This window comes from Pseudomonas sp. C 49-2 (genome assembly GCF_003970195.1).
Classification (GTDB): Bacteria; Pseudomonadota; Gammaproteobacteria; order Pseudomonadales; family Pseudomonadaceae; genus Aquipseudomonas; species Aquipseudomonas canadensis.
In genome coordinates this window covers 322,582-334,420 of record NZ_RXYG01000006.1, presented here as the reverse complement: position 1 = coordinate 334,420, position 11,839 = coordinate 322,582, and the positions used below count along the sequence as shown (strand labels likewise).

The window sequence follows — 11,839 nt, the reverse complement described above, 5'->3', positions numbered from 1 at the left end:
GGGAAAGGCCGGCGGGCCATATCACGCAAAGTGCGGACCTTATGGCTAAAAGGAATAAGCCGCCGAATGGTCACCGCTGTCCATGGTTGCGCTGGAACACGTCAGGCCCCATCGCCGCAATCTGGCCGTCGATCAACGCATCGAAGGGTTTGAGCAAGGGTGCAAACGAAGCTGGCGATTCCAGGACCTCCAGCGCCTGCACAATCGCCTCCACTGTCGACAGCGCACCGGGGCCGGGGGCCTTGCGCAACCGATAACGGGACACCGCACTGTCGGCCAACGCGACCCTTGGCAACGCCGCCAATAGCGGGTTGAGGTGCAAAAGCTTGCGCGCCTTGCGCCAAGTGCCGTCGGGAACCACCAGCAGCAGCGGCTGATCTTCGGGCGCGTACACCTTTAATGGCTGGGCGTCGTCAGCCGGAAACAGCAACCGAGCCTGGTAACCGGGCACGTTCAACAGCGTCGGCAAGTCTTCAAACACCTCCCCTACTACCAACTGCGCGTTGTTCAAACCCAACGCCGCCAGCCGTGCGGTATTCAACGCATGGTTGACCTCGCTCGGGTGCTGCAACAGCAACACCCGCGTGCGACTGTCGAGATTGGGGATCAACGCGCACAGACAGTGGGCGACAGGCCTGAGGCAACGGGAACATTGGGGTCTGGGCATGGTTTATCAGGCCTGGTTGAGCTGGGCTTTGAGTAAGTCGCGGAAGGTCTGGATCAGCGGTTCGCGGCTGCGGCCTCGACGCATGATCATCGAGAACGGCGCCTGATAGCCGAAGGTCGCCGGCAGCAACACACGCAGGTCGCCCTTATCGGCCCAGGCCTGGGCATAGTGCTCGGGCAGGTAGCCGATGTAGGCGCCGGACAGCACCAGGATCAGCTGCGCCTCCATACTCTCCACGGTGGCTGCGCTGTGCTTGAAGCCGTGGCGTGCCAACTCGGCCTGGCTCCAATAGCCGCGACCGACCATCCGTTGCTGCGTGATCACCTGCTCGGGAATGCGCCGTTCATTGAATAAAGGATGCCGCGTGCTGCAATACAGCCAGTGCTGCTCGCGGTACAACGGCATGTAGATCAGCCCGCTCATGCGGTTGGAAAACGCGCCGATGGCCAAGTCCAGGCGGTTGTCCTGCACGCCCAGTTGCAGCTCATAAGGGCTCATCACCGACAGATGCAAGTGCACCGCCGGGTGTTCCAGGCTGTAGGCGCCGATCACTTCGGCGAAGGGCAACGCTTTGTCGCTGACCGTGGAGTCCAGCACACCCAGTTTCAGCGTGCCGCGCAACTCGCCCTTCAACGCGGCGGCGTATTGCTCGAAACCTTCCAGCTCGCCCAGCAGACGCAAGGTCTCTTGATGAAACAATTCGCCTTTGCTGGTGAGGCTGAACCCACCACGCCCGCGATGACACAGCACCAGGCCCAACGCCGCTTCCAGCTGGCTCATGTACGTGCTGATGGCCGATGTGGACAGGTTGAGTTCGTGCTGGGCATTGGCAAACCCCTGATGCCGCACGACGCTGACGAAGATGCGCAGGAGTTTCAGGTCGGGCAAGGCGTTGGCCATGGGTTCTCCAGAAACACACAAAACCTGTGGGAGCGGGCTTGCTCGCGAATGAGGTGGATCAGTCGAGCTATCTATGGCTGACACACCGTATTCGCGAGCAAGCCCGCTCCCACATTTGAGCCGAGTTTACCTCAGGCAATAGTTTAGAAAAATCTGAACTAAGTATTTGCCCCTGCCGATTCTTTCATTTCCATGTATTTCGCAGAATCGGCCCCTAATAAACAAAACAACGATGAGGCACTCCCGTGGACAAGATTTTCCACCAACCACTGGGCGGCAACGAAATGCCGCGCTTCGCCGGCATCGCCACCATGATGCGTCTTCCCCACCTGCAAACGGCTAAGGGCCTGGATGCCGCCTTTGTCGGCGTGCCCCTGGACATCGGCACCTCGCTGCGCGCCGGCACCCGCTTCGGGCCGCGTGAAATCCGCGCCGAATCCGTGATGATCCGCCCTTACAACATGGCCACCGGCGCCGCACCATTCGACTCGCTGTCGGTGGCCGACATCGGCGACGTGGCGATCAACACCTTCAACCTGCTCGACGCCGTGCGCATCATCGAAGAAGCCTACGACGAGATTCTCGAACACGACGTGATCCCGCTGACCCTGGGCGGCGACCACACCATCACGCTGCCGATCTTGCGGGCGATCCACAAGAAACACGGCAAGGTCGGGCTGGTGCACATCGATGCCCACGCCGACGTCAACGACCATATGTTCGGCGAAAAAATCGCCCACGGCACCACATTCCGCCGCGCCGTGGAAGAAGGTTTGCTCGATTGCGACCGTGTGGTGCAGATCGGTCTGCGCGCCCAGGGCTACACCGCCGAAGACTTCAACTGGAGCCGCAAACAGGGCTTCCGTGTGGTTCAGGCAGAGGAATGCTGGCACCATTCCCTCGCGCCCTTGATGGCCGAAGTGCGTGAAAAAGTCGGCGGCGGCCCGGTGTACCTGAGCTTTGACATCGACGGCATCGACCCCGCCTGGGCTCCGGGCACCGGCACCCCGGAAATCGGCGGGCTGACCACCATCCAGGCCATCGAAATCATCCGTGGCTGCCAGGGCCTCGACCTGATTGGTTGCGACCTCGTAGAAGTTTCGCCGCCCTACGACACCACCGGCAACACCTCGCTATTAGGCGCCAACTTGCTGTACGAGATGCTCTGCGTGCTGCCTGGCGTGGCACATCGCTGATGAGCGCCCACGAAGTACTGCAAGCCGCCGCCGACCTGGTGGCGGCCTTCGCCCGCAATGACCGCGCCGCCTACTTCGGCGCGTTCACGGCGGACGCCAGCTTCGTGTTCTACACCCTGCCCCAGCCGCTGCTCAGTCGCGACGCCTACCAGGCGTTGTGGGACAGCTGGCGCCGGGATGAGGGGTTCGAGGTGCTGTCCTGCACCTCGAGCAACGCCTTTGTCAGCCTGCAAGGTGACGTGGCGATTTTCATGCATGACGTGGCCACCGAGCTGCGCATGAACGGGGAGCAATTCAATAGCCAGGAACGCGAGACCATTGTCTTCAAACGGCAAGGGCTTGGCGCAGAACAACAAGAAGGCCTGTGGCTGGCCTGTCACGAACATTTGTCCGCTATGCCGGAAGGGCTGCCGCCCCCTTAGCCAATGTGATCGGAGCAGATCATGAATAATAAAAACAACGATAAAAGTATTCGAAAGATAGAAACCAACGGGGTCGAACAGATCCCGGACCACGAACGTACCGCCGGCCCCAAGGATCTGTTCCGACTGATCTTCGGCGGTGCCAATACCTTTGCCACCGCCGTGCTGGGTTCTTTCCCCGTACTGTTCGGTTTGTCGTTCCAGGCGGGTGTCTGGGCGATTGTGCTGGGCGTGCTGGTGGGTGCGCTGATCCTGGCGCCCATGGGCCTGTTCGGGCCGATCAATGGCACCAACAACGCCGTGTCTTCAGGTGCGCACTTTGGCGTGCACGGGCGGATTGTCGGCTCGTTTCTCTCGCTGCTGACGGCGATTGCCTTCTTCTCACTGTCGGTTTGGAGTTCAGGCGACGCGCTGGTGGGCGGTGCGAAACGTCTGATTGGCTTGCCGGAAACCGACCTGAGCCTGGGCCTGGCCTACGGCGTGTTCGCGATCCTGGTGCTGACCGTGTGCATTTACGGTTTTCGCTTCATGCTGTGGGTCAATCGCATTGCGGTGTGGGCGGCGAGCCTGCTGTTCCTGCTGGGGATCTTCGCGTTCGCGCCGGCCTTCGACAGCCACTTCGCCGGCACTGTCGCCCTGGGTCAGACCGGCTTCTGGGCGGCGTTCATCGGCGCTGCATTGGTCGCCATGAGCAACCCGATCTCCTTCGGCGCGTTCTTGGGTGACTGGTCGCGCTACATCCCGCGTGAGACGCCGAAAATACGCATCATGCTGGCGGTGGTCCTGGCGCAAATCGCGACCTTGATCCCCTTCCTGTTCGGCTTGGCCACCGCGACCATCGTGGCGATCAAGGCACCGGACTACATCGCAGCCAACAACTATGTCGGCGGTTTGCTGGCGGTGGCGCCGAGCTGGTTCTTTCTGCCGGTGTGCCTGATCGCCGTGATCGGCGGTATGTCTACCGGCACTACTTCGCTGTATGGCACCGGGTTGGACATGTCCAGCGTGTTTCCACGCCTGCTGTCGCGGGTCAAGGCCACGTTGCTGATCGGGGTGATGTCGATTGCCTTCATCTTTATCGGACGTTTCGCCGCCAACCTGGTGCAAAGCGTGTCGACCTTCGCCGTGCTGATCATCACCTGCACCACGCCGTGGATGGTGATGATGATCATCGGCCTGATCGTGCGTCGCGGCTTCTATTGCCCGGATGACCTGCAGGTGTTCACGCGTGGTGAAACCGGCGGCCGCTACTGGTTCAGCCATGGCTGGAACTGGCGCGGGCTGGGGGCCTGGATCCCGAGTGCGCTGATGGGCCTGTGCTTCGTCAACCTGCCGGGGCAGTTTGTCGGGCCGTTGGGCAATCTGGCGGACGGCATTGATATCAGCCTGCCGGTGACGCTGGGGCTGGCCTCGGTGGTGTACCTGACCTTGCTTCGTATGTTCCCGGAACCGGCGGCTGTTTATGGGCCGGCCGACTCTCGCAGCAAGCGCACGGACGCGCGCGTTAAACCGGCGCTGCAACAAGCCGTCTGATCCTCATAAAAAAGATAATCGGAGAACCGCCGTCATGGCTTTGGATTTATTCGTCGTACTCATCTACGCCGCCGGCATGCTCGTGCTCGGCTACTACGGCATGCGCCGCGCCAAGACCCACGAAGACTACCTGGTGGCCGGGCGCAACCTGGGCCCGTCGTTGTACATGGGCACCATGGCCGCCACGGTATTGGGCGGTGCGTCCACCGTCGGCACCGTGCGTCTGGGCTACGTGCATGGCATCTCCGGCTTCTGGCTGTGTGCCGCGCTGGGCATGGGCATCATTGCGCTGAACCTGTTCCTGGCCAAGCCACTGTTGAAACTGAAGATCTTCACCGTGACCCAGGTGCTGGAAAAACGCTACAACCCGATGGCCCGCCAGGCCAGCGCCGTGATCATGCTGGCCTACGCGCTGATGATCGGCGTGACGTCGATCCTCGCCATCGGCACCGTGCTGCAAGTGCTGTTCGGCCTGCCGTTCTGGATCTCGGTGCTGCTCGGCGGTGGCGTGGTGGTGGTGTACTCCACCATCGGCGGCATGTGGTCGCTGACCCTCACTGACATCGTGCAGTTCGTGATCAAGACCGTCGGCCTGATGTTCATCCTGCTGCCGATCTGCCTGTACCGCGTCGGCGGCTGGGACGAACTGGTGGCCAAGCTGCCCGCATCGAGCTTCAGCTTCACTGCGATCGGTTGGGACACGATCATCACCTACTTCATGATCTACTTCTTCGGCATCCTGATCGGCCAGGACATCTGGCAACGGGTGTTCACCGCCCGTGACGAAAAGGTCGCCAAGTACGCAGGCACTTTCGCCGGTTTCTACTGCATCCTCTACGGCCTGGCCTGTGCATTGATCGGCATGGCCGCGCATGTGCTGATCCCGGACCTGGATAACGTCAACAATGCGTTTGCCGCTATTGTGAAAGTGTCGCTGCCGGACGGCATCCGCGGCCTGGTGATTGCCGCGGCACTGGCCGCGATGATGTCCACCGCCAGCGCCGGCTTGCTCGCCGCCTCCACCGTACTGACCGAAGACCTGCTGCCGCGCCTGCGTGGCGGCAAGCAGTCGAGCCTGGCCATCAACCGCCTGTTCACGATGCTGACCGGTATTGCCGTGCTAGGTATTGCACTGGTGGTGAGCGATGTGATCAGCGCCTTGACCCTGGCCTACAACCTGCTGGTGGGCGGTATGTTGATCCCGCTGATCGGCGCGATCTTCTGGAAACGCGCGACCACCTCGGGCGCCATTACGTCCATGACCCTGGGCTTTGTGACGGCGTTGGTGTTCATGATCAAGGATGGCTTGGATGCGAACACACCGATCTACTACAGCCTGGCGATTGGGCTGGTGAGTTTTGTGGTGGTGAGTTTGTTGTCGCGCCGGCCAGCGGGTGTGGCGGCCAGCGCGGTTTGAGATACAACTGGATTTAGAGCGGTTTCTTCAGCGGGCGCGACGTCGGATGTCGTGCCCGTTTTTTTATTCAGCATTCCGGCCGGCTTCTTCAAACAAATCTCCGCAAGATTTACAGCCAAAATACTGCTCGGTTATAGGGCAATCGATCTCCCCTGTCGCCCCCGCCCTCACCCGCCACGCACAAGCCTCGCCGTGAAATCTGAGTGTGCCTTCAAGGTAACAAGGTGCCCAGTCGTACTCGTCATGCAGCGTGCGTGCGTCAATAGGTTCTGCGCGCTTGAAGAAGGACGCGACTTGTCGCTCATCCAACGTAACGTCGCTGGGTCGACAGCGCTCCGGTTCTTCGGAGTGAAAACCCGAGATAGCGATGTTGTCGATATCTGGAGGGGAAGCTGCGCAACCGGCGATTATCACCCACACGCCCAACAAGCCTCCCCGTAGGTTCATTGCCACACCGCGCTGCTGGCTTCACCAGGGTGCTTGTAGGAGATTTGCGGATGCGTGTAGACGTCCTCCGGCGTCAGGCGGAAATGGCCATACAGCTCACCCACCAACCACTGCAGAGACTGATTTTGCATAGCAGTCACTTCCTCATATCGCGCTGCATCAAGGTGCTTGCCGACCAGCTCGATCGCCAAGGAGTCCGCATTCATCGGGTAGCGATCAGGATAGTCCTTGTTGCGCTCATAACGGTCCAGCGTTCGAACCTGCAACGTCCAGGTGAGTGTTTGAATAGAGTGGATTTGAGCCGGGTCGCACGTCGCCTTATCCGTTGCCAGACACTTGGAACGCAGGTAGCGCCCAACGTGGTAACAGCGCTTTTTGAGGCTGGCCGTCTGGTAGATCACGCCACTTTTCTCGATGAGAAAGTGCGCGCCGTTGCCCTTGGCAAAGTAAGCGTTAAAGGTGTGCTGCGCCGTCGGAGCGTCCGTCTGGTGGACCACCAAAGCGCTCACGCTACGCAAATCCCCATGCTCGATCGTTGAAAACCGGCGGAGCTCGACTCTGTCGGAAATCAACATGCCTTCGCTATCAATGCTCGACATTCCAATGCCCATTCATCCATGTGAAGGCAGAAATATAGAAGGACGAATAGGAAAAAGGGCACGGATGACGGAATAAGAGGAAGGCTCTGACAATGCGGCATGCCTCGTCAGACAATTGCGGATACTACGAAATGAACAGCGGATACAGTCTTGCTACAGGGAACCGAACACGCCCTGAAGAACGACCCGAGGTATCAGCGCCCGCGCGATTCAATCACGTGAGCGCTTCCAGGACTTACCTGCGACGTGGGCGACGTTGCTCGTCATCGGTGCGAATCGGCACGGGTTGCAGTGGGGGCTCGATCAAGCCCAGTGCAACACCCAGATCATGGAGCCAGTTTTGAATTTTCTCTTTCATGGTTGCCCCCTTTGAGGGTAATGCTGGTAGGCGCAAGTTCTGTCGCCCTTTCCTACACTGATAGTAGCCCTAAGTCCTACGTAATGCTTGAACGAAACCACAACGAACTATTACTGAATTCATCAAAATCCTGACGGATCGTTCAAGCAATGGCGCGGGTGTCTTGCAGGACCGCAGTCTTGCTGGCTTGCTGCAGGTCGATCCATGCGTTGAGGTTAGCGCCGAGCATACCCTTTCGCCACATCAGCCAGGTGGTCGCAGTGGCAAAAGGCCCTGTCAGCGGATGAACGGACACGCTGTCCTTGCCTGGCAGGCTCTCAAGCATGGATTCGGACATCAACGCCACCCCGGAGCCAGCGATCACGCACGCCAGCATGCCCTGATAAGACTCGATCTCAATTGCCCGCCCCATGGCCACGCGCTCGTGGGAAAACCAGGTTTCCAGGCGCGTGCGATAGGCGCAACTGCGACGGAAGGTGAACACCGAGCGTCCCGCAACATCCTGGGGCCCTCGCACAGGCGGGTGGTCGGCCTCGCAGATAAGCACCAGGCGCTCTTCACACAGAGGCACACCGTCCAGGGAAGCGATGGTAATAGGGCCGTCCACAAATGCCGCATCCAGACGGCCAGTAATCAGGCCTTCGAGCAACTCACCGCTGGGCGCCGATTGCACTTGCAGATTCACCATCGGGTAAGCCTTGTGATAGCCCGCCAGCAGCTTCGGCAAATGCACCGCCGCCGTGCTGTACATGCTGCCTACCACAAAATCGCCGGCCGGTTGCCCGCCTTGCACCGCGCCGTGGGCTTCATCATGCAGGGCCAGCAGACGGGTGCTGTAGTCCAGCAACACCTTGCCGGCCGGAGACAGCTGCAAGCGCTGGCGCTCGCGCACAAACAGCTCTACACCGAGCTGCTCCTCCATTTGCTTGAGGCGTGTCGACAGGTTCGACGGCACTCGATGCAAGCGGTCCGCCGCGCGCGTGATGGAGCCCTCTTCCGCCACCGCCTGGAAAATGCGCAATTGACTGAACTCCATACCTTTCTCCAAAACTGAACAAGTTACTCACTATTATTCATTTTTACAGAAAGTCAATCCGCTTTAGCCTGAGGGTATTCGTTTACCCGCAGGAAAACTGACCATGTCTCCATTCGTCCGCTTACTCGCCAGCTTTGTCGCCCTGATGATGGCGATGGGGATTGGCCGCTTCGCCCTCACCCCCCAAATGCCCCATCTGCTCAGTGAAGGGCAGATCGACCTGACCGGCGCCGGCCTGATCGCCGCCGCCAACTACCTGGGCTACTTCGTCGGTGCGGTGGATTCAATCTTCGCGCGCAGCCATCACCATGTCCGTGGGCGCTTATATGGCGGGTTGTGGTTGTGCGTGCTGCTGACGCTCGCGTCGTACTGGGCCCACGGGTTCTGGCCGCACCTGTTGCTGCGCTTTGGCACCGGTGTCGCGAGTGCCTGGGCCCTGGTGATGATCACCAGCCTGAGCCAGCCGCTGGCGATTGCCGCCGGACGTCCGCGCCTGGGTGCCTTGGTCTTTGCCGGGCCGGGGCTGGGGATTTTGTTGACTGGCTTACTGGCGTTGGGCTCGAACCTGATGGGGCAAAATTCGGGCACATTGTGGCTGGTGTATGGCGGGGTGGCGCTGCTGATGTTGCTGGCCATTTTGCCTTTCCTGCCGAAGCCCTCCGCCAGCGGCACGCCCGTTGTCGGCCAGACCGATGCTGGCAGCAACGGCAGCATCGCGCACTTGTGCTGGATCTATGTGTTGTATGGTCTTGGCTACATCATTCCAGCGACGTTTCTGTCGCAGATGGCCAGCGCGCAATTCAAGGGTGCCTGGCAAGCCGATCTGTTCTGGCCGTGCTTTGGCTTGGCCGCCGCGATTGGCGTGGTGGTGGCGACCCTGCGCCGCAAGGACCCAGACACCACTCGCCGCTGGCTGATGACTACATTGTGGCTGCAAGCGGCCGGGGTGTTTGCCTGCTTGCTGGGCAATGGCTGGGGCCTGGCACTGGGGGTGTTGCTGTGCGGCGGACCGTTCCTGGCTTGCATGCAGTTGGTGATGGCCCGCCTGCGGGACGTTGCCCCCCACGGCTATCAGCGCAGCACCGGACTGCTGACCGCCAGCTTCGCCATCGGCCAATTGAGCGGCCCATTACTGGCCTCGGTCAGCAGCCACCTGAGTGGCGGGCTGCAAACGGCACTGGTAGTCGCCGGTGCCGGATTACTGGTGGCGGGCTCGATTCTGGTCAGCCGGCAACCAGCGGCGCAGGCACGCGCACCTGTTCACGCCGCGCCAGCACCAGGAAAAACAGCCCACCCAGGAAGCAGCCGGTAAACCAGGCGAAGTTGGCCATGCCCTGCAACGCCGGGGTAAAGGTGATCGCGACGCCCACCAGCGTCGCGGGCACCAGCGCCTTGACCGCCGTCCAGTTCACGCCGCCGTCGAAGTAGTAGCGCCCGCTGGGGCTGTCATCGAACAACGCGTCCACATCGATCTGCTGTTTTTTGATCAGGTAGAAATCCACCAGCAGAATGCCGAACAGTGGCCCAATGAAGGCCGCGAGAATATCCAGGGTGTAGTGGATCATCAGCGGGTTATTGAACAGGTTCCACGGTGTGATGAAGATCGACGCCACGGCGGCGATCATCCCGCCCGCGCGCCAGCTGATTTTGCTCGGCGCGACGTTGGCGAAGTCAAAGGCTGGGGACACGAAGTTGGCGACGATATTGATGCCGATGGTTGCGGTGACAAAAGCAAAGGCGCCCAGCAACACCGCCATGCTGTTATCGATGCGCGAAACCGTGGCGATCGGGTCATGCAGCATTTCGCCAAACACCGGCAAGGTGCCCGAGACTATCACCACGGTGACCAGGGAAAATGCCAGGAAATTCACCGGCAGCCCCCAGAAGTTGCCGCGCCGTACGTCCTGCATGCTGCGGCAGTAGCGGCTGAAGTCGCCGAAGTTCAGGGTCGGCCCGGAGAAGTACGACACCACCAACGCCGTCGCCACGATCACCTGACCGAATGCCTGCCAGCCCGACAGGGATTTTTCCGCCAGGGTGAAGCTGATGTTCGACCAGCCCGCCTTCCACACGATCCAACCCGCCAGGGCGAACATCACCGCATAGACCACCGGCCCGGCCCAATCGATAAAACGGCGGATGGACTCCATGCCGGCCCAGAACACCGCCGCTTGCAACAGCCACAGGCTGAGGAAACCAAACCAGCCAAGGTAAGACAAGCCCGCAAAATGCGGCTCCGCGTACACCGCCATCTGTGGGAAGAAACGCAGCACCACGATGATCAAGGCGCTCGACGCCAGGTACGTCTGAATCCCGTACCAGGCCACGGCGATCAAGCCGCGAATCACCGCAGGAATATTCGCGCCGAACACACCAAACGCCAGGCGACAGATCACGGGATAAGGCACAGCGGCTTGCTGACTCGGCTTGGCCACCAGGTTGGCGATCAGTTGCACAATGCAGATACCGGCGAGCAAGGCGATGAGTACTTGCCAACTGGCCAAGCCCAAGGCGAACAGGCTGGCGGCAAACACATAACCGCCGACGCTGTGCACGTCGCTCATCCAGAAAGCGAAGATGTTGTACCAGTTCCACTTTTGCGGCAGCGGGCCCAGGTCCCGGTTGTACAGGCGCGGGCTGTAGCCTTTGGGCAATTGTTCGGTCATCGCGGGGCTCCTCGAAATACCGGCCTGCGCTTCCGTCACGGGGATGCATACGGGAGGCGGCATGGTTTGTATACGAGGTGTTCAGCAGAATGCGTGCCAATTGAACGCAATCCCTATGAAACGGTGTTCCAAATGGAGGGGAACAGGCTTGGATACAGGGCCTACGCTCAGCAACGGTGCACAAAAATCCTGTACACAATCAACGCTGCACTCGATGTGCACACAGATAACCCACCGTGCAGCAGGCTGCGGTCAAGAAGGTGCCCCACGCCATGTCCATGACCGCCAACTGCGCAGACCATCCTTTCAGCGTGGCCCAGTTGCTCAAGTCATAGGTGCCGTAGGCGACCAAGCCCAGTAAGGCACCCAGGCGTGCTGCGCGTTGCCAGCTTGCGCTGGGCAAGACCACGAACACCACGCAACCGAGCACGTAAAGGAGATAGAAGAATGTGGCGGGCAACAGACGGGGCTGGTCTAGCATCAATGGACCCAGCAGGGATTTGTAGGTGGGGCCCATGAGGACACCGAGCCAGAGACCGTCCAGCACTAGGAAGGCGAGCAACGTGCCGAGGTAGGCGAACAGCGATTTCTTGGTCAT

At 60.5% G+C, this 11,839-nt stretch carries 12 protein-coding genes; 5 read left to right on the top strand and 7 right to left on the bottom strand.

The genetic code is table 11. The annotated features are described in order from the left end of the window. Positions 1 to 70: 70 nt before the first annotated feature. Positions 71 to 667 carry a tRNA-uridine aminocarboxypropyltransferase gene (locus EJ576_RS14745; RefSeq protein ID WP_122726673.1) on the bottom strand — a complete coding sequence of 199 codons (597 nt, stop codon included), beginning with the start codon at positions 665 to 667 and terminating at the stop codon, positions 71 to 73. A 6-nt stretch (positions 668 to 673) separates the two neighbouring features. Further along, positions 674 to 1,567: a LysR family transcriptional regulator gene (locus EJ576_RS14740; protein ID WP_028617381.1), complete on the bottom strand. Its 894-nt coding sequence runs from the start codon at positions 1,565 to 1,567 to the stop codon at positions 674 to 676. 245 nt (positions 1,568 to 1,812) lie between these two features. Between EJ576_RS14740 and speB the strand changes: the two genes are divergently transcribed. Genes speB through EJ576_RS14720 form a run of 4 tightly spaced genes read left to right on the top strand, consistent with a single transcriptional unit; the run spans position 1,813 to position 6,135 of the window. Then, positions 1,813 to 2,763 carry an agmatinase gene (gene speB / locus EJ576_RS14735; protein ID WP_065909690.1) on the top strand — a complete coding sequence of 317 codons (951 nt, stop codon included), beginning with the start codon at positions 1,813 to 1,815 and terminating at the stop codon, positions 2,761 to 2,763. Further along, positions 2,763 to 3,185 (top strand): nuclear transport factor 2 family protein, encoded by a 423-nt coding sequence (locus EJ576_RS14730; protein ID WP_095017154.1) that lies wholly within the window; start codon positions 2,763 to 2,765, stop codon positions 3,183 to 3,185. The genes speB and EJ576_RS14730 overlap by 1 nt, the downstream gene beginning before the upstream one ends. Positions 3,186 to 3,206: 21 nt before the next feature. Continuing rightward, positions 3,207 to 4,718: a cytosine permease gene (locus EJ576_RS14725; RefSeq protein ID WP_126570609.1), complete on the top strand. Its 1,512-nt coding sequence runs from the start codon at positions 3,207 to 3,209 to the stop codon at positions 4,716 to 4,718. A 34-nt stretch (positions 4,719 to 4,752) separates the two neighbouring features. Further along, entirely contained in the window at positions 4,753 to 6,135 is a 1,383-nt protein-coding gene (locus EJ576_RS14720; protein WP_123474487.1) for a sodium:solute symporter, read from the top strand. Between the two features lie 443 nt (positions 6,136 to 6,578). Here the strand turns inward: EJ576_RS14720 and EJ576_RS14710 are convergent, their stop codons facing one another. The 3 genes from EJ576_RS14710 to EJ576_RS14705 all read right to left on the bottom strand — a co-directional run bounded on the left by EJ576_RS14710 (position 6,579) and on the right by EJ576_RS14705 (position 8,575). After that, positions 6,579 to 7,181 (bottom strand): N-acetylmuramoyl-L-alanine amidase, encoded by a 603-nt coding sequence (locus tag EJ576_RS14710; protein ID WP_126570608.1) that lies wholly within the window; start codon positions 7,179 to 7,181, stop codon positions 6,579 to 6,581. 235 nt (positions 7,182 to 7,416) lie between these two features. Next, a complete protein-coding gene (locus EJ576_RS30025) occupies positions 7,417 to 7,539 on the bottom strand; it encodes a PA1414 family protein (RefSeq protein ID WP_003193089.1) in 123 nt (40 codons plus the stop codon). Between the two features lie 142 nt (positions 7,540 to 7,681). Beyond that, positions 7,682 to 8,575 carry a LysR family transcriptional regulator gene (locus tag EJ576_RS14705; RefSeq protein WP_122687305.1) on the bottom strand — a complete coding sequence of 298 codons (894 nt, stop codon included), beginning with the start codon at positions 8,573 to 8,575 and terminating at the stop codon, positions 7,682 to 7,684. A 103-nt stretch (positions 8,576 to 8,678) separates the two neighbouring features. On the opposite strand from EJ576_RS14705, the gene EJ576_RS14700 reads away from it, so the two are divergent. Further along, complete coding sequence (locus EJ576_RS14700; RefSeq protein WP_126570607.1) at positions 8,679 to 9,887, top strand: YbfB/YjiJ family MFS transporter; 1,209 nt, start codon at positions 8,679 to 8,681, stop codon at positions 9,885 to 9,887. On the opposite strand, the gene EJ576_RS14695 is transcribed toward EJ576_RS14700, so the two are convergent. After that, positions 9,799 to 11,241 (bottom strand): NCS1 family nucleobase:cation symporter-1, encoded by a 1,443-nt coding sequence (locus EJ576_RS14695; RefSeq protein WP_126570606.1) that lies wholly within the window; start codon positions 11,239 to 11,241, stop codon positions 9,799 to 9,801. The genes EJ576_RS14700 and EJ576_RS14695 overlap by 89 nt on opposite strands. 199 nt (positions 11,242 to 11,440) lie before the next feature. Beyond that, a complete protein-coding gene (locus EJ576_RS14690) occupies positions 11,441 to 11,839 on the bottom strand; it encodes a DUF2177 family protein (RefSeq protein WP_122726661.1) in 399 nt (132 codons plus the stop codon).